This is a genomic window from Streptomyces coeruleorubidus (assembly GCF_008705135.1).
In the GTDB taxonomy this organism is placed as follows: Bacteria; Actinomycetota; Actinomycetes; order Streptomycetales; family Streptomycetaceae; genus Streptomyces; species Streptomyces coeruleofuscus.
This window is the reverse complement of sequence record NZ_CP023694.1, coordinates 4,951,144-4,967,589: the sequence shown is the minus strand read 5'-3', so window position 1 is coordinate 4,967,589 and position 16,446 is coordinate 4,951,144. Positions and strand designations below refer to the sequence as shown.

The 16,446-nt window shown below is 73.7% G+C and carries 16 protein-coding genes; 10 read left to right on the top strand and 6 right to left on the bottom strand.

The annotated features are described in order from the left end of the window. The first annotated feature begins 186 nt into the window (after positions 1-186). Together CP976_RS22960 and CP976_RS22955 are read left to right on the top strand one after the other, a co-directional pair. Positions 187-609, top strand: a complete 423-nt coding sequence (locus tag CP976_RS22960; RefSeq protein ID WP_150482069.1) for a hypothetical protein — start codon at positions 187-189, stop codon at positions 607-609. Beyond that, positions 606-2,045: a hypothetical protein gene (locus CP976_RS22955; protein ID WP_150482068.1), complete on the top strand. Its 1,440-nt coding sequence runs from the start codon at positions 606-608 to the stop codon at positions 2,043-2,045. The genes CP976_RS22960 and CP976_RS22955 overlap by 4 nt, the downstream gene beginning before the upstream one ends. Before the next feature lie 29 nt (positions 2,046-2,074). Here CP976_RS22955 and CP976_RS22950 read toward each other — a convergent pair whose 3' ends face one another. Together CP976_RS22950 and CP976_RS22945 are read right to left on the bottom strand one after the other, a co-directional pair. Continuing rightward, positions 2,075-4,456, bottom strand: coding sequence for an ABC transporter permease (locus CP976_RS22950; protein ID WP_150482067.1), 2,382 nt, complete (start codon positions 4,454-4,456; stop codon positions 2,075-2,077). After that, positions 4,453-5,226 (bottom strand): ABC transporter ATP-binding protein, encoded by a 774-nt coding sequence (locus tag CP976_RS22945; RefSeq protein ID WP_150482066.1) that lies wholly within the window; start codon positions 5,224-5,226, stop codon positions 4,453-4,455. Before CP976_RS22945 ends, CP976_RS22950 begins: the two co-directional genes overlap by 4 nt. Positions 5,227-5,337: 111 nt before the next feature. On the opposite strand from CP976_RS22945, the gene CP976_RS22940 reads away from it, so the two are divergent. Beyond that, positions 5,338-6,531: a sensor histidine kinase gene (locus CP976_RS22940; protein WP_229875428.1), complete on the top strand. Its 1,194-nt coding sequence runs from the start codon at positions 5,338-5,340 to the stop codon at positions 6,529-6,531. A 13-nt stretch (positions 6,532-6,544) separates the two neighbouring features. Next, positions 6,545-7,204: a response regulator gene (locus CP976_RS22935; RefSeq protein WP_150482065.1), complete on the top strand. Its 660-nt coding sequence runs from the start codon at positions 6,545-6,547 to the stop codon at positions 7,202-7,204. Here CP976_RS22935 and CP976_RS22930 read toward each other — a convergent pair. Together CP976_RS22930 and CP976_RS22925 are read right to left on the bottom strand one after the other, a co-directional pair. Next, a complete protein-coding gene (locus CP976_RS22930) occupies positions 7,189-7,659 on the bottom strand; it encodes an ABA4-like family protein (protein WP_150482064.1) in 471 nt (156 codons plus the stop codon). The two genes, CP976_RS22935 and CP976_RS22930, sit on opposite strands and share 16 nt — an antisense overlap. Continuing rightward, positions 7,656-8,576: a hypothetical protein gene (locus CP976_RS22925; RefSeq protein ID WP_150485459.1), complete on the bottom strand. Its 921-nt coding sequence runs from the start codon at positions 8,574-8,576 to the stop codon at positions 7,656-7,658. Before CP976_RS22925 ends, CP976_RS22930 begins: the two co-directional genes overlap by 4 nt. 200 nt (positions 8,577-8,776) lie before the next feature. On the opposite strand from CP976_RS22925, the gene CP976_RS22920 reads away from it, so the two are divergent. The 6 genes from CP976_RS22920 to CP976_RS22895 all read left to right on the top strand — a co-directional run bounded on the left by CP976_RS22920 (position 8,777) and on the right by CP976_RS22895 (position 14,504). Beyond that, entirely contained in the window at positions 8,777-9,430 is a 654-nt protein-coding gene (locus CP976_RS22920; RefSeq protein ID WP_150482063.1) for a MerR family transcriptional regulator, read from the top strand. A gap of 98 nt (positions 9,431-9,528) precedes the next feature. After that, positions 9,529-10,503 (top strand): ABC transporter ATP-binding protein, encoded by a 975-nt coding sequence (locus tag CP976_RS22915; protein ID WP_150482062.1) that lies wholly within the window; start codon positions 9,529-9,531, stop codon positions 10,501-10,503. After that, entirely contained in the window at positions 10,500-11,351 is an 852-nt protein-coding gene (locus tag CP976_RS22910) for an ABC transporter permease (RefSeq protein WP_150482061.1), read from the top strand. Before CP976_RS22915 ends, CP976_RS22910 begins: the two co-directional genes overlap by 4 nt. Positions 11,352-11,353: 2 nt before the next feature. Next, positions 11,354-12,529 (top strand): sensor histidine kinase, encoded by a 1,176-nt coding sequence (locus CP976_RS22905; protein ID WP_150482060.1) that lies wholly within the window; start codon positions 11,354-11,356, stop codon positions 12,527-12,529. Beyond that, on the top strand, positions 12,526-13,233 hold the full coding sequence (locus CP976_RS22900) for a response regulator (protein ID WP_150482059.1): 708 nt from the start codon (positions 12,526-12,528) through the stop codon (positions 13,231-13,233). The genes CP976_RS22905 and CP976_RS22900 overlap by 4 nt, the downstream gene beginning before the upstream one ends. A gap of 98 nt (positions 13,234-13,331) precedes the next feature. Beyond that, the gene (locus CP976_RS22895; protein ID WP_150482058.1) at positions 13,332-14,504 is read left to right on the top strand and encodes a serine hydrolase domain-containing protein; all 1,173 of its coding nucleotides are present in this window, start codon (positions 13,332-13,334) and stop codon (positions 14,502-14,504) included. Between the two features lie 6 nt (positions 14,505-14,510). Here CP976_RS22895 and CP976_RS22890 read toward each other — a convergent pair whose 3' ends face one another. Next, positions 14,511-15,191: a response regulator transcription factor gene (locus CP976_RS22890; protein WP_150482057.1), complete on the bottom strand. Its 681-nt coding sequence runs from the start codon at positions 15,189-15,191 to the stop codon at positions 14,511-14,513. After that, the gene (locus CP976_RS22885) at positions 15,188-16,438 is read right to left on the bottom strand and encodes a sensor histidine kinase (protein ID WP_150482056.1); all 1,251 of its coding nucleotides are present in this window, start codon (positions 16,436-16,438) and stop codon (positions 15,188-15,190) included. The genes CP976_RS22890 and CP976_RS22885 overlap by 4 nt, the downstream gene beginning before the upstream one ends. Between the last annotated feature and the right edge of the window lie 8 nt (positions 16,439-16,446).

Below are 16,446 nucleotides of genomic sequence, written 5' to 3'. Positions count from 1 at the left end.
ATTGGCGCCCCGGGGTTGTTCGGTGCTGGTGAGGGGCCAGCCGAACAACGGCGCACGGCGGTCGAATGGCCTGAGGACGTGGCCGGGACGGGCCGTTTCCGGCGGCCGCGCGGTCCGAGCCCCGCGAGGGGAGGGCTCGGACCGCGCCCACGTCCGCACACACCCGCGACACGCTGGAGGAGAGCCATGCACGGACGACATCGCACCCGGCACCTCGCCGTGGGGCTGGGCGCGGCGGCGCTCACGATGACGCTCACGGCGACGGCGGCACCCCGCTCGGCGACCACCGCGGCGGAGCGGTACGGCTGGGGCGAGCCGCTCCCCGCGTGGTCGGACGAGTTCGGCTACGGCTCCGAGACCGGGCCCGCCGTACCGGACCGCGCCAAGTGGCGCCTGGCGGGCGGCGGTCCCGGCGAGTGCCGGCCGGGCCACAGCGACAACGGCCGCCGCTGCGATGCCGACACCCGCGTCGTCGGCGGAATCCTGCGCATGACCGGCGAGGCGGACGGCGACACCGGCTGGCTGGACGGGGACGGCCTCCAGAGCGCCGTCTACGAAGTGGACTGGGCGCGGGTCTACGACCTGCCGGACGACGAGGGCGCCTCATGACATATCCGACGTACGAACCCGGTCCGCCCCTGCCGCCGGAGCCCCCCGAGCCGCCGCGGCCCGCGGCCCCCGCCGACCCGTGGGCGGTGGCCCTCGGCAACGCCACGCTGCTCGGCATCGGTTACCTGCTGCTGCGCCAGTGGCGACTGGCCGCCGTCGCCGTGCTCGGCACGGCCCTGCTGCTCGACCTCACCGCCTCCACCGCCGAGACGTTGTACGAGGTCCTGCTGCTCCTGTGGTGGGCGGCCGGCATCGCCCACGGCTGGTTCCTGGCCCGTCGCCGCCCGGAGCACGTCGTACGACGCGGGCAGCGGGCGGCCACGCTCGGCCTCGCGCTCGCGGTGGTGCTGACCGCCGTACTGCTCCGTGCCGACGCGTACGGCATCGAGAACCGCGTGACCGCGGCCCGCGAGGGCGGCGACTGCGAGGCGGCCGTCGCCGCGCAGGGCGAGGTGTGGTGGGGCCACCGCCTGGCGGGCGCGCCGGTGGTGGAGCCCGGAGACGCGGTGGTGGAGGCGTGCCACCGGCTGGACGGGGCGGCGGCCACTCTGGCCCGCGCCGCCCGCAGGGGAAGCACCGAGGACCTGGGGCGGGGTTTCGGCACACTCGCCGGCGTCCTGAACGAGCCCGGCAACGAGCAGACCGTCAGGACGGTCCTGGACACCTTCCTCGACGGCCTGCCCACCGACGACTCCTGCGACACCGCCGCCCTCACCGCCTGGCTCCGCGACCGCGGCACCGGCCACGACGTCCTGGACCGCTCCGCCGACGCGGCGGCACGCACGGAACCCGCCGCCCTGGTGGGATGCGGCGACCACCTGATGACCGAGGACGCCTGGCAGCAGGCGCGGACCCACTACCAGCGGCTCCTCGACGCCTACCCGGACGACGCCCGCACGGACGAAGCCCGCGACGGCGTCCGCGAGGCGACCCTCGCCATCGAACTGGACCACGTGCGCGGCCTGGTCGAGAACACCTACAGCGCCGGCTCCGGCTACTGCTCCAAGCCGGCCAGGTACAGCGGAGCCCCGCCGTACCGCAAGGGCACCAACCGCGCCCTGTTCCTCGGCGACGACGAGTACACCGGCAAGCTCCCCGGTTCCTGGCGCACCGGCGACCCGGCCAAGGCCGCGCTCGTGGTCTGCGCGGACGCGGCGGAGAACGGCGCCGCCGTGGAGACCTGCCCCTACGAGAACGACAGGTCGAAGTACCTGCCCCACCAAGTGACCTTCTACAAGGTCAAGATCCCCCTGAAGGTCTACGAACTGCGCACCGGCAAGCGCCTCGACCCCCGCTCGGTCCAGATCGGCGGCGGAAGCTGCCCGAGCGTCCTGCGCTACGAGTACTACCAGTACGACCTGGGGCCGCGCGACCAGTTCGTCTCGACGTCCAAGTCCGGCGTACGGGACGCCTTCCGGCCGGTCGTGCGACGGTGACCACCCGTCCTCCCGGCCGGTCCGTCCCGTCACGCCCCCCGCATGCGCCGCAGCGCGGCCCGGGCCGGGAGCACGGTGGCCGCCGTGGCGAGCAGCAGACAGCCGGCCACCACACCCGCGACCCAGGGCCAGGCCACCGACAGCTCGACCGGCAGCCCCAGTTCCCGGCGCAGCCCTTGAGCCATGCCGAACAGGGCGGGAGCGGCCACCGCCAGGCCCAGGGCGGCGCCCAGGGCGACGACGCAGCACGTCTCGGCCGCGAGCGTCAGCAGCACCTGGCGCGGTGCCGCACCGGACAGGCGCAGGACGCGCAGGTCCCGTACCCGGCCCGCGGTCGCCGACAGCACGGTGGAGGCGACGGCGATCATGGTGTAGCCCGCCGTGATGGTGACGAGGATCAGGGTGAACAGCCACACCAGCCGGTCCTCCTCGGCGTCGTCCGAGGCCGCGTGGACCGCCACCGGGACCTCCTCGGCGCCGAGTCCCGAGAGGGACGGCGCCGGTGTGGCCGTGGTGCGGTAGACGACATCCGCGAGGGCCGACGGGTCGTGGGCGCGTACCAGCTCCCGCGGCAGGAACACCTGGTACGGCATGGAGTCGTCCAGCACGGCTCTCACGCGCAGGTGCCGGGTGCGGCCGTCCTCGAAGGTGAGGGTGGCGGTGCGGCCCTCCCGCCAGCCGTGCGCGGCGGCCACGGCGGCGGTGACGACGACGTCGTGCGAGCGGGGTGCCCGCGCCCGGTACGTCTGCTCGAACCCGGGCGTCACCCCGGCCGCCGACAGGGCCGCCCCGCCCTCGCCGCCGTAGACCGTCGTCGACAGCAGCGCCGTGCCCCCGACCCGGTCGACCACGGCGTCCGACAGGCCCGGTGTGCCCCGGGGCACGACGGCCGCCTCGGCCCGCACGGCCGCGGCCTGCCGGGTGGTGTCGGCGCTCTGGGTGGTCTGCACGGCGCTGGTGATCAGTACGGCGAAGGCGACGGTCGCCAGCACCGGGGCGATCGTGGCGGAGGTGCGGCGCACCGAGGTGAGCATGTTCTCGCGCACGAGCAGGGCCGTGGCGCCGGGGCGCCGGGCGAGCGGCCGGGTCAGCGCCCCGACCACGGGGCGGGTCAACGCCGGCAGCAGGAGGGTGAGTCCGGCCGTCAGGCTCATGGCCGCGCCCAGGACCAGCAGCACCATGGCGTCGGCCCCCGCGAAGGCCGTACCCGCCGAGCAGGCCGCGCCCAGGCCCGCCGCCGCCAGCCCCGTGACCCACCGGCGGCGGGTCATCGGCCGGCTGTCCACCGCGGCCTCCCGCATCGCCTCCAGGGGCTTCACCCGGGAGGCCCGGCGCGCGGCCGCGCCCGCTCCGGCGAGTGCCACGGCCACGCCCAGGGCCCAGGCGGCGGCCGGTACCCACCACCGGATGCTCACCTCGAAGCCGGCCGGCTCGAAACCCGCGTCGATCAGCGACCCGGTCATCGCGGGCGCCATGACGACTCCCGCGACCGCCCCCGCCCCGGCTCCGGCGACGCCCACCACCAGGGCCTCCCCGTACACCAGCCGCCGCACCTGCCGCGGTGTCGCGCCGATCGTGCGCAACAGGCCGAACTCGCGGCGCCGCTGGGCGACGGCGAACGCGAACGTCGACGACACGTTGAAGACGGTGACGAACGCGGAGAGCAGCGCCATGGCGGTGAGCACCTGGCCGCCGATCCAGCGGATCATCTCGTCCTGCTGAGGCGCGAGCGCGTCACGGGAGGCGCCGGTCAGGACGGTGCCGTCGGCGCCGACGGCGTTCCGGGCGGCGGCCGCGACCCGGGCGGGGTCGGTGCCGGGTTCGAGGACCAGCCCGATGGTCCGTACCCCGCCCGCCAGTTCGGCGGCCCGCCGGTCGGTGACGTAGTAGCCGGGGCCGTCGACCGTGCCGGACACCGTGAAGCGCTGCGGTCCGCGCGCCGTCAGCACCGTGAGGGACTCGCCCGGCCGGTGCCCGAGGGAGTCGTCCACGACGATCTCGCCGTCCGCCGCCGGCGGTCTGCCCCCGCTCAGGCCGTAGGCGGCGAGCGCCGCGGCCGACCAGGGGCGGCCCTGCCGCTCCCCCGCGCGCTGACCACTGCCGGGCGTCTGCGCGTAGAAGGACCGGTCGGCCACCGCGGCGGCCACTCCCGGCAGCCGGCCGAGTTCCCGCCGCAGTTCCCCGGCGCGCTCCGGCGCCCACGGCGGGTTCTCCGTGAACACCCCTGCGGCCGGCGCCCCCGCGGGGCTCCGCACCAGCACCGGCGCCCCCGCGAGCCGCTGCGGCACACCCGTACCGTCCGACAGCAGCACCAGCGCGCTCATGGTGACGACCGCGACGCCCACCGCCACGGCCACGAAGGACCCCAGGAAGGAGGTCCATCGCTCTCTCGCTGTCGCCAGGCTGATCACGACCGCACCTCCAGGGCGGCCGTCCGCGCCGCGATCGCCTCGGCGCCCTCGGCGCCCGCCAGTTCGTCCGCGAGCCGGCCGTCGGCCAGCAGCAGCACCCGGTCCGCGTACGCCGCGGCGGCCGGGTCGTGCGTCACCATCACGACCGTCTGCCCGCGGCCGTCCACCAGGTCGCGCAGCAGCCGCAGCACGACCCGCGAGGCGGTGCTGTCCAGTGCGCCGGTCGGCTCGTCGGCGAAGAGGACGGCGGGCCGGGCGATCATGGCCCGGGCGATCGCCACGCGCTGCTGCTGGCCGCCGGACAGTTCGCTCGGCCGGTGTCCGTGCCGGTCCGCGAGCCCGACCGCGGCGAGTGCCGCGTGCACCTCGTCCGCCGAGGGGCGTGACCCGGCCAGTCTCAGGGGCAGTTCGACGTTCTGCGCGGCGGTCAGGGCCGAGACCAGGTTGAACGCCTGGAAGACGAGTCCGATCCGGTCCCGGCGCAGCACCGTGAGCGCGTTCTCGTCCAGCCCGCCCAGTTCCGTACCGCCGATCAGCACCTCGCCGGCGCTCGGCCGGTCGATGCCCGCCGCGCAGTGGAGCAGGGTGGACTTGCCGGAGCCCGAGGGGCCCATGACGGCCGTCATCGTCCCGGCCGGAAAGTCCAGGGTGACGTCGTCGAGTGCGGTGACGGCGCGGTCGCCGGTGCCGTAGCGCTTGGTCAGCGAGCGGAGCCGGACGGGCGGCACCGTCGAAGTGCCGTGTCGTGTTGTCGTGTTGGTCGTCGTCATGCCCTCAAGCCAACGACGCGGACACCGCCCGGCACATTGGCGCCTGAGCGAGAGCCGATACTCCACCTGGCACTACTGCCCGCGCCGCCCCCCGCCGCTACGGTCGACCGCGTGACCACCCCTCGAACCGTCCTGGAGGCCCTCACCCGCAGCCCGTTGGGGTTCCTCCGTACCGCCTGGCCATGGCGCGCGCTGGGGTATCTGCTGTCCGGCGGGGTGTTCGCGACCGGTGTCTACCTCGGTGTGGCCGGGCTGCTCACCGCGCCCGTCGGGGCGTTCGCCCGGGTGCTCTGCTCGGGGGCGCTGGTGTTCTTCGCCGTCGCCCTCGCCGGTCCTCTGGAACGCCGACGCCTCGCTCTCGTCGACCGGGGAGACGGTGGCAGCGGCAGTGGCGACCGGCAGCGGCAGTGGCACAGTACGCGCACCGCCGGTTACGGCGCCGTGTCCGTCCTGGCGGTCGGCTGGATGGACCTCGCCGTGGCCCTGGTCTCCCTCGGCATCCCGGGCTTCCTCCTCCTGACGCCCTTCCAGCCCACCGCCCTGCCCTGGCAGACCGTGGCGGGCCCGGTCGCGGGCGCCCTGCTGCTGCCCGTGGCCGCGTATCCCATCGGGGCGTGGGCCGCCGTCCGTGCGGCGGTGGGCCGTGCCGTGCTCTTCCCGAAGGACCGTGAACTGCGTGAGGTCGTACGGTCCCGGGCCCGCCTCGTCGACGCCTTCGAGACGGAACGCCGCCGCATCGAACGCGATCTGCACGACGGTGCCCAGCAGCGGCTCGTCGCCCTCACGATGAAGCTGGGCCTGGCCACCCTCGATCTGCCGCCCGGCAGCGCGGCGGCGCGGCAGGTCGGTGAGGCGCACACCCTCGCCAAGGAGGCGCTCACCGAGCTGCGCGAACTGATCCGGGGCATCCACCCGCAGATCCTGACGGAGCGCGGACTGCCCGCCGCCGCACGGGACATCGCCGGGCGCTGCCCGATACCCGCCGACCTCGACCTCGACCTTCCGGGCCGGCTGCCGGCCGCCGTCGAGCAGACGGCGTACTACGTGACCGCCGAGGCCCTCACCAACATCGCCCGGCACAGCGGTGCCGACCGCTGCCGCGTCAGCGCCCGCTGCCGCGACGGCGTGCTCCGCCTCGACATCGAGGACAACGGCTCCGGCGACGCCGACCCCGCTCGCGGCACGGGGCTCGTCGGCCTCGCCGACCGGATCGCCGCCGCCGGCGGCAGAATGCTCCTGTCCAGCCCACCCGGTGGACCCACCCTGCTGAGAGCGGAGATCCCGTGCGCCGGACCGTCCTCCTGAGAGCGGAGACCTGATGCGGCAGTCCCTCCGCCTGGTGATCGCGGAGGACGCCGTCCTCCTGCGGGAAGGTCTCGTCCACCTGCTGGAGCGCTTCGGCCACCGGGTGCTCGCCGCCGTGGGCGACGGCCCGGCCCTGCTCGCCGCCACCCGGGAGCACCGCCCCGACCTGGTGATCACCGACGTCCGTATGCCCCCGGGCCAGACGGACGAGGGTCTGCGCACGGCCCGCCGGCTCCAGGCCGAGCAGCCCGGGCTGGCGGTCCTCGTGCTCAGCCAGTACGTCGAGCAGACCTTCGCCGACGAGCTCCTGGACGACCGCGGCAACAGCGTCGGGACGGGCTACCTCCTGAAGGAACGCATCGGCGACGTCGAGGAGTTCGCCGACGCCGTGGCCCGTGTCGCCGCCGGTGCGACGGTCGTCGACCCGGAGGTCGTACGCCAGCTCCTCGCCCGCCGCCGCGACCCCCTGGACCGGCTCACGCCCCGCGAACGCGAGGTCCTCGGCCTCATGGCGGAGGGCCGCTCCAACGCGGCGATCGCCCGCCGCCTGGTCGTCACGGACGCGGCCGTCGCCAAGCACATCGCGAGCATCCTCCAGAAACTGGACCTGCCCCCGGCGGCCCCCGACGACCACCGCCGCGTACTGGCGGTACTGGCCTACCTGCGCGCCTGACTCCCCACCGGCGCGCCGCTCAGGGACCTCGTCCCCACCTGCCGAGCCCGCACCGCGCGCAGCCCCAGGAACACCAGCAGCCCGAACGGCGACAGAAGGATCGTGAGAACCAGCAGCGGTCCCATCAGCAGGGCGGAGATCTCCAGCCGCCTGCCCTCCCGGTACATCCACTGCCCGATCAGCAGGTCCCAGGCGATGACCTGCGCCCAGACGGCACCGGCACCGTCCGGGAGGGCCGTCAGCTCGCGGAAGCTGCCGAGGTCCGGACTGCTGACCGCGGTCCACAACTCGGGGAACACCGGTACCGCCAGCGCGACATACACGAAGAGCACCGGCAGCACGGTCAGCGGTGACCCGGCGATGCGAGCGGTCGGCCCCCACGCCGGCGCGAAGATCATGAGCAGCCAGACGGGCGCGGCCAGGAGGAAGGAGAGCTCGAAGAGGAATCCGGTCATGACACGAGGTCCTTCGACGCGGGAGCACCTGTCGCGTCCGTCGCCCCGCGCGGAGGAGACGTCCGGCCCGTGCGCAGAGCCCCGTACACCCCGAGAGCGACGGCGAGCAGGATCAGCCCGGCCGCCCCCAGCGTCGCCCCGTCCGGACGCATCAGCGGCTGGCCGCGCAACGCCTGCCAGAGGACCAGCGCGAAGACGGCGGCGTACGCACCCGAGGCGACCAGCACGAGACGCGGCCGGACCCGATCGTCGGCGAGACGGGCGAAGCGCGGTGCGAGGACGGTCAGCACCATGAGCAGCAGCGGCAGGAGTTGCAGCGCGTGCATGCCGAAGAAGTGCGGGATCCGCAGATCACCGCCGGTCGTGGACCAGCCGGTCAGAGGCATCGAGGGACCCCCGTCCGGCACGCCCACGCTGTGCGCGCCGACCACCTTGGAGACACCGCGCTCCTGCCCCGGCGCGGGCTGGGTCATCAGGAAGCCGACGGCGGCCCCGGCCAGCGCCAGCAGGATCCCGGAGCGCATCGCCCAGGCGGACGCCCGGTCGGCGATCCGGGCGCGGAGCAGCAGCACGGCGACGACGAGCGTGCCGGCCCACAGGACGACGACCGTGACGGCCATCGCGTTGAACAGCGCCTCGTCGAACGGTGTTTCGTGGTTGAAGTGGCTGCGCTTGCCGCGGACGACCTGCCCGGTGATGATCACCATCTCGACGAGGCTCGCCAGCGCGACGACGGTCCCCGCCCACCAGCCCACGCGCCGCCGGTCGGGGAGCAGCGACAGCATCCAGGCGAGCGACAGGCAGTACGCCACGAACGACACCGCGAACTTGAACGGCTTGGCCCAGATCGGCGCCCCCACGAGGACGCGGTCGTCGACGAGGAGCCCCACCGCGGACACGACGGCCAGGACCGCCATCGCGGCCGAGAACACCACCAGCGGCCGATGCCAGGACGTACGTAAGAACACCATGCCCACCCCTGAGCTAGACACGAGTGAATCGGCCGTAATAGATACCGGCACTATCCACTATCCGATAGCCCCACTATCTATGATTGGCGCCGGGCCGGCAAGGGCCGACACCGCGGGCAGGGCGAATTCCAAGGAGTGGATCGGCGTTGCGCATCGGAGAGTTGAGCCGGAAGACCGGGGTGCCGGTGCCGACGATCAAGTACTACGTCCGCGAAGGGCTGCTCCCCGCGGGCGAGCTGACCAGCCGCAACCAGGCGAGCTACGACGAGACACACGAACGCCGGCTCCGGCTGATCCGTGCCCTGCTCGACGTCGGCGGCATGAAGGTGGCGGAGATCGCGGACGTGCTGGCGGCCGTCGACGACCCGGAACGCCCGCTGCACAAGGTGCTCGGCGCGGCGGCCGACCGCATGGGCGGCACGCCCGCCGGCCACGACGACGCCGAAACGGCGGCCGCCCGCACCACGGTGGCCGGCCTCATCTCCCGACGCGGCTGGCACGCCCACGAGTCGAACCCCGCCGCCGACGACCTCGCCAGAGCCCTGGCCGCCCTGACCCGGCTGGGCCACGGATCCTTCGCCGAACTCCTCGAAACCTACGCCGAAGCCGCCGAACAGGTCGCCCAGGCCGACCTGGCGTACGTGGACCGGCGGGTCGCCCTCGAGGACATGGTGGAAGGCGTGGTCATCGGCACGGTCCTGGGCGAGGCGGTGTTCAGCGCACTGCGCCGCCTGGCCCACGTCGACGCGTCGGCCAGGCTGTACGGGGCGGAGGGGGTGCCGGAGGGCGACAAGGGCTAGCCGCGTGCGGGGCCCGGCCGGTGCTGAACCCTTCGGTAATGTGTTCGCCCGAGGCGGTCCGAACGGCTGCCGGCGTCAGACGGACCGGGGGAACACCGATGACAAGCGCTCACGCCTTATCCGAGGCAGGGAGCAGCCCACCGCCGGGGCACGACAGGGTGATCGACGTACGGGACCTGCGGATGCGCTACCGCACCCAGGACGTCCTGAAGGGGGTCGGGTTCACGGCCCGGCGAGGCGAGGTCGTCGTGCTGCTCGGGCCGAACGGCGCGGGCAAGACGACCACGATCGAAGTCCTGGAAGGCTTCCGGATGCGCTCGGCCGGTGACGTGAGCGTCCTCGGCACCGATCCGGCCCGCGGGGACGAGCGGTGGCGTGCGCGCCTGGGCATCGTCTTGCAGTCCTGGCGCGACCACGGCAAGTGGCGCGTGCGGGAACTGCTGGCCCATCTCGGCTCGTACTACGCGCCGTACTCCACCGACCTCGTACGGCGGCCGTGGGACGCCGACGAGCTCATCGCGGCCGTGGGCCTGACCGGGCAGGCGGACAAGCGGATCGGAACCCTGTCCGGCGGGCAGCGCAGGCGTTTCGACGTGGCCGTCGGCATCGTGGGCAGGCCCGAGCTGCTGTTCCTGGACGAGCCGACGGCGGGTCTGGACCCGGAGGCCAGGAACGAGTTCCACGGCCTGGTCCGGGGGCTCGCGGACGAGAACACCACCGTTCTGCTGACCACGCACGACCTCGCCGAGGCGGAGAAGCTCGCCGACCGGATCCTCATCCTGGCCGGTGGCCGGATCGTGGCCGACGGCCCGGCCGAGGAGCTGTCCCGGCAGGCGTCGGCCGAGGCCACCGTGCGCTGGACGCGGGACGGGCGGCCCTTCGAGGAGTCGACGCCCGAGCCCACCCGGTTCGTCCGCCGGCTGTTCGAGGAGCACGGCGACGCGATCGGCGGACTGGAGGTGCGCCGGGCGAGCCTGGAGGACACCTACCTGACGATGGTGCGGGAGCTGGAGGCGGGGAGCGTCCCCGAGGAACGGGCGGCGGCACACGCCTTCGGGGAGGAAGCGCGATGAGTCCGGTGTGGTACGCGGCGGGACTGGGAGTACGGCGCGGCTGGACGGAACTCCGGCAGACCTTCACCACCGGCCAGGACGTGTTCGGTTACGCGCTCTGGACGGTCCTGGTCATGGTGCCGCTGTTCCTGGCCGGGGACGATCCGCTGAAGGGCGCCGGCATCTCGGCCGGCGCGTTCATGCTGCCGAGCCTGCTGGGCATGACGCTCGCCTTCACCGGGATGACGACCACGGCGCAACTGCTCGCGACCGAGCGCGAGGACGGCACCCTGCTGCGGGCCAAGGCCGTGCCGCACGGCATGGTCGGCCACCTCGTCGGCAAGATCGTCATGGTGTCGGGGACGGCACTCGTCTCCATGGCCCTCCCCTTCGCCGCCGGCGTGTTCCTGGTCGACGGGGTGGCCCGGCAGGGCGGCGGAGCGCTGCTGACGCTGGTGTGGGTGATCCCGCTGGGCCTCCTGGCGACCCTGCCGATCGGCGCGGTCATCGGCTCACTGGTCAGCAGTCCGCGCACCGTCGGGTTGCTGATGCTCCCGGTGATGGGACTCGTCGTGGTCTCCGGGATCTACTTCCCCTTGTCGGAGCTGCCCGAGTGGCTTCAGACGGTCGCGCAGATCTTCCCCGTGTACTGGCTCGGCCTGGGCCTGCGGGCCGCGTTGCTGCCGTCCGAAGCGGTCGCCGCCGAGATCGGCGCCTCCTGGCAGCACCTGGAGACAGCCGGCGTACTGGGCGCCTGGGCGGTCGCCGGGCTGCTCCTCGCACCGTCCGTCCTGCGCCGGATGGCCCGCCGCGAGTCCGGGGCCGCGATGGCGGAACGGCGCCAGAAGGCGATGCAGCGGGTCGGTTAGTGATGCGCGGGGAGCTGCGAGGGTGGTGGGAGCGCGGCCGGGCGTCGGCGGAGGCCAATCCGCTTCTCGTCGACATCGGTGTCGCGCTCCTGGTCCAGGCCGCGATGACCATGCCGTTCGTCGTGCCGCGGGCGGCCGGGGCGCCGCCGGCGACCTGGGCCGCGTACGGGCTCAGCGCGCTCTCCGTGCTGCCCCTGGTCTGGCGGCGGCGCGCGCCCCTCACCGTGCTGTTCGCGGTGCTGGCCGCCAACGCGCTGTACCGGCTGACCGTGGACGGGCCCGGGCAGCCGTTGCCGTACACCGGGCTTGTGGTCGTGTACACGATCGCCGCGCTGTCGCCCGCGCGGGGGCGGCTCGTCGCCGGGGCCGTTCTGCTGCTCGCAGTGCCGGCGGGGGTGTGGCTCAACACCCGCTCGGCTCGTGAACTGACCTTCTCCGTCTTCGTGTTGGCTGCCGCCTATGTCTTCGGGCGGCTCACCGACGCCCGCCGGCGGGCCCACCGCGTCGAGGCCGAGCAGGCCGCCGCCCGCGAACGCGCCCGGATCGCACGGGAGATGCACGACATCCTCTCCCACGCCGTGAGCCTGATGATCGTGCAGGCGGAAGCCGGGCCGGTGGCCGTGCGTGCCGCGCCCGAGCGGGCCGAGGCCGCCTTCGACGCCATCTCCGCGACCGGGCGGGACGCCATGGTGCAGTTGCGCCGGATGCTGGGCGTGCTGCGTGAGGACGACGACGGGAGCGGTGCTACCGGTTCGCGCGAACCGCAGCCCGGGATCGCGGAGTTGCCCGGTCTGATCGACCGGGTGCGGGCCGGCGGTGGGCTGGATGTCGTGTACGGGACGGCGGGGCGCGTCCGGCCGTTGCCGGGGGCGGTCGCGGCGACCGTCTTCCGGGTGGTCCAGGAGGCCCTCACCAACACCGTCAGGCACGCCGAGGCCCGTACCGTGACCGTACAACTGACTTACGGAGACAGTGACTTGTGTGTGCGAGTGACCGATGACGGGCGCGGGCCGCAGGTGGGGGGTACCGGCCGCCGGGGCGGGCACGGGCTCGTCGGGATCCGGGAGCGGGCGGCCGCCCTCGGGGGGAGCGCGGTGACCGGGCGGAGGGCCGACGGGCGGGGGTTCGAGGTGCGGGTGCGGCTTCCCCTGCCGGCCGCGGTGGAGGCCGGGCTGTGACGATCCGGGTGGTGGTCGCCGACGACCAGGAGCTGGTGCGCAGCGGCTTCGCGCTGATCCTGGACGTCCAGCCGGACATCGAGGTCGTCGCGGAGGTGGGCGACGGGGCCGAGGCCGTCGAGGCGGTGCGGCGGCACGCCCCCGACGTGGCGCTGCTCGATGTGCGCATGCCGCGCATGGACGGGATCGAGGCCTGCCGTGCGATCAGTGCCGCGAGCGACTGCCGGACGGTGATGCTCACGACCTTCGACTCCGACGAGTACGTGTACGACGCGCTGCACGCGGGCGCGAGCGGCTTCCTGCTCAAGGACGTCCGCCGGGACGACCTCGTCCACGCGGTACGGGTCGTCGCCCGGGGCGACTCGCTGCTCGCGCCGACCGTGGCCCGGCGCCTCGTCGAGCAGTACACGCGATCCACGAGGCACCCGCGGCCCGCAGCCCGGCTGGACGTGCTGACCGCACGGGAGCGCGAGACGCTGCTGCTGCTCGCCCGGGGCCTGTCGAACGCCGAGATCGCGGCGGAGCTGGTGGTCAGCGACCACACGGTCAAGACGCACGTCGGCAACGTGCTGGCCAAGCTCGGACTGCGGGACCGGATCCAGGCCGTGATCTGCGCGTACGAGACCGGGCTCGTCGCGGCCGGGGACCCCCCGCCCGGGGGAGCGGACCGGGCCGGCCCCTCCCCCACGTCGGCGAGGAACTGACCCTCCGAGACCCCCCGCGGGGGCGATCCGCGCGCACGCGCAACTCCCGAGGATGGAGCCGTACCTCACAACGACGGCTCACACTCACGGAGTTGACCATGTCCCGTACCGCTTCCCTGCTGGCCGCCGTGCTCCTCGCGGGAGTCGTGGCGGGGCCGTCCGCCCTCCCGGCCGCCGCCGCCACGCCTCCTGACCGGGCCCCCGCCCACTTGGCCGCCCAACACCAGAACCCCGCCCTCGCCGCCGCCATCGCCGGCCTCCCCAGCGCCGACGCGACCGCCGCGCTCGTCCGCGTCGGGGGCGACGAGGGCGTCTGGCGCGGCAGTTCTGGCGTGCACGACCTGCGCACCGGCCGGCCCGCCGATCCGGGCGCCCGCTTCCGCGCCGGTTCCGTGACCAAGGTCTTCACGGCGGCGGTCGCCCTGCAACTGGCCGCCGAGGGCAGACTGGACCTGGACCGCAGCGCCCGCTCCTACCTGCCGGAGCTGATCCCGGCGTCGTACGGGGGCGTCACCGTCCGGCAGCTCCTGAACCACACGCACGGCATCCCGGCCCCGGACTTCCCGGCCACCACGGTCGAGGAGGCATACGCCGACCGCTTCCGGGTTCACGACCCCCGGGACATGGTCCGCTCGGCGACCTCCAAGAAGCCCGAGTTCGCGCCGGGCGAGCGGCAGCACTACCTCAACATCGGCTACACGATCACCGGCCTGCTGATCGAGCGCGTCACCGGTGACACGTACGAGCGTCAGGTCGCTCGGCGCATCCTGCGCCCGCTCGGGCTGCACGACACGTACCTCCCCGGGAAGAACCCGCGCATCGCCGGCCGGCACAACCACGGCTACCAGACCATGCGGCTGGACGACGGCACGACCGGCCTGCGCGACGTGTCCGTGTGGAGGGCCACGGACGGCTGGGCGGCCGGGGACATCATCTCGACCACGGCCGATCTCGAACGGTTCACCAACGCCCTGTTCCAGGGCCGGGTCGTGCGCGGACCGCTCCTGGAGGAGATGTTCACGCTGCCGGAGGTGACCGACTTCAGGACCGGGAAGCCGGCCGCGTACTCCATCGGCCTCTCGATGAAGGAGCTGGGCGGCCGCGAGGTGTGGGGCAAGACGGGCGGGCGCTGGGGCTACAACGCCGCTATCGCCTCCACCCGCGACGGCAAGCGCACCCTCGTCTACAGCGTCAACTCCACCGACGCCAAGGGCCAGGACATGAACAAGGTCGCGGAGAACATCATGGTGGCGGTGTACGGGCGGCCGTAGCAGCCCTCACACGGTCGGCGGAGCCGCCCGTACCAGGCCCGTCTGGTAGGCGATGACGACCAGTTGCGCACGGTCGCGGGCGTTCAGCTTGGTCATGGCGCGGTGGATGTGGGTGCGTACGGTCAGCGGGCTGAGTGTGAGGTCCTCGGCGATCTCGGTGTTGGACCTGCCCTCCGCGGCCAGGGCCATCACCTCGCGTTCGCGGACCGTGAGGTCGGCGAGGCGCTCCGGTGGGGCCAGGTGGGTGTCGGGGGCGGGTGCCAGGAGGAAGCGGGTGATGAGGGAGCGGGTGGCGACGGGTGAGAGGAGCGCCTCGCCGGAGGCCACCGTGCGCAGGCCGGCCAGCAGGGTGTCGGCGGTGACGTCCTTGCCGAGGAAGCCGCTGGCACCGGCGCGCAGTGCCTGGGCGACGTAGTCCTCGGTCTCGAACGTGGTCAGGATGAGGACGCGGGTGGCGGACAGGTCCGGGTCGGCGCAGAGCGTGGCCGTGGCGGTGAGGCCGTCGGTGCCGGGCATGCGGATGTCCATGAGGACGATGTCGGGGTGGTGGGCGCGGGTCAGCTCCACCGCCTCCGCGCCGTCGGAGGCCTCGGCGACCACGTCCATGTCCGCGCAGGAGTCGATGAGGATCCGGAACGTGGCCCGCAGCAGGGCCTGGTCGTCGGCGAGCAGCACCCTGATGGTCATGGCGTGGTTCCTTCGGCGGGGAGGGGGGACGGTTGCAGCGGGAGCGCGGTGGCGACCTCGAAGCCGCCCTGGGGGCGGGGGCCCGCGCACAGGTGGCCGCCGATCGAGTGGGCCCGTTCGCGCATGCCCATGACGCCGAAGCCGCGGCCCTGGGGTGCCTCCGCCTCCGGTTTGCCGGTGCCGTCGTCGGTGACCGTGATCAGCAGGCGCGAGCCGGTGTATGCGAGGCGTACGCGGGCGGCCTCGGCGGTGGCGTGCTTGGTGACGTTGGTGAGCGCCTCCTGCACGATCCGGAACGCGGTCAGGTCGACCCCGGGTGAGAGCGGCTGCGGCTCCCCCTCCGTGGTGACGCTGACCTCCAGGCCGGCCGACTCGCACGCCGCGACCAGCTCGGGCAGGCGGGCGAGGCCCGGGGCGGGTTCCAGTGCCGTGGAGCCGGGGTCGGCGTCGTGCTGGTCGTTCTGGCGCAGCAGGCCCAGGGCGGCCTTCAGCTCCCGGAGCGCGGAGGACGTGGTGCCGGTCAGGTCGGTGAGGATCTTCTGCGTCTGCTCCGGGTGGGTGAGGGCGAGGTGCGCGGCCGTTCCGGCCTGGGCGTTGGCCAGGGCCATGTGGTGGGCGACGACGTCGTGGAGCTCGCGGGCGATCCGCATCCGTTCCTCGGTGACGCGCAGGCGGGCCTCCTCCTCCCTGGTGCGCTCGGCGTGTTCGGCCCGGGCCTGCACGGCGTGGAGGTAGGCGCGCCGCAGCCGCGTCATGTTGCCTGCGGCGAGGGGCAGCATCAGCCAGAAAAACGGGCCGATCGTCCTCAGCAGCAGCGAGAGGTGGTCCATGGAGTCGGTGAACACGGCCGCGAGGATCACCGCCAGCGTGGTGATGATGCCGTAGAGGCGGGTGGTCCTGCGGTCGGTGAGGGTGGCGAGCCAGTACAGCGCCGCCATGACCGGGGCCAGCAGCAGCGGCGTGACCAGATAGCCGAGGGCGACCGCTGCGACCGTGCAGCCGCCGGCGACGACGACGGCGGTGCGCGGGTGGGTGCGGTGCTTGAGCAGGACGAGACAGGCGACGCCGGTGAGGACGGTGGCGGTCATGTCCTGGTCCGGCGGTTCGGCGCTGGGCAGGGTGAGCGAGCCGCCGAGGGCCGCGCAGCCCATCAGCGCCAGGACCATCGCCAGATCGACGAGGAACGGGTGGCGCGCCGAGAACTCCTCCAGGCGATCCGCGTAGCGCCGCTCCAGGCTGATACTCATCGGGCTCT

What these genes read in the sequence shown, in the direction of transcription:
- CP976_RS22960 (WP_150482069.1), top strand. Translation starts at nt 187, where the DNA reads ATGCACGGACGACATCGCACCCGGCACCTCGCCGTGGGGCTGGGCGCG.
- CP976_RS22955 (WP_150482068.1), top strand. Translation starts at nt 606, where the DNA reads ATGACATATCCGACGTACGAACCCGGTCCGCCCCTGCCGCCGGAGCCC.
- CP976_RS22945 (WP_150482066.1), bottom strand. Translation starts at nt 5,226, where the DNA reads ATGACGACGACCAACACGACAACACGACACGGCACTTCGACGGTGCCG.
- CP976_RS22935 (WP_150482065.1), top strand. Translation starts at nt 6,545, where the DNA reads ATGCGGCAGTCCCTCCGCCTGGTGATCGCGGAGGACGCCGTCCTCCTG.
- CP976_RS22930 (WP_150482064.1), bottom strand. Translation starts at nt 7,659, where the DNA reads ATGACCGGATTCCTCTTCGAGCTCTCCTTCCTCCTGGCCGCGCCCGTC.
- CP976_RS22925 (WP_150485459.1), bottom strand. Translation starts at nt 8,576, where the DNA reads ATGGCGGTCCTGGCCGTCGTGTCCGCGGTGGGGCTCCTCGTCGACGAC.
- CP976_RS22915 (WP_150482062.1), top strand. Translation starts at nt 9,529, where the DNA reads ATGACAAGCGCTCACGCCTTATCCGAGGCAGGGAGCAGCCCACCGCCG.
- CP976_RS22910 (WP_150482061.1), top strand. Translation starts at nt 10,500, where the DNA reads ATGAGTCCGGTGTGGTACGCGGCGGGACTGGGAGTACGGCGCGGCTGG.
- CP976_RS22905 (WP_150482060.1), top strand. Translation starts at nt 11,354, where the DNA reads ATGCGCGGGGAGCTGCGAGGGTGGTGGGAGCGCGGCCGGGCGTCGGCG.
- CP976_RS22895 (WP_150482058.1), top strand. Translation starts at nt 13,332, where the DNA reads ATGTCCCGTACCGCTTCCCTGCTGGCCGCCGTGCTCCTCGCGGGAGTC.
- CP976_RS22890 (WP_150482057.1), bottom strand. Translation starts at nt 15,191, where the DNA reads ATGACCATCAGGGTGCTGCTCGCCGACGACCAGGCCCTGCTGCGGGCC.
- CP976_RS22885 (WP_150482056.1), bottom strand. Translation starts at nt 16,438, where the DNA reads ATGAGTATCAGCCTGGAGCGGCGCTACGCGGATCGCCTGGAGGAGTTC.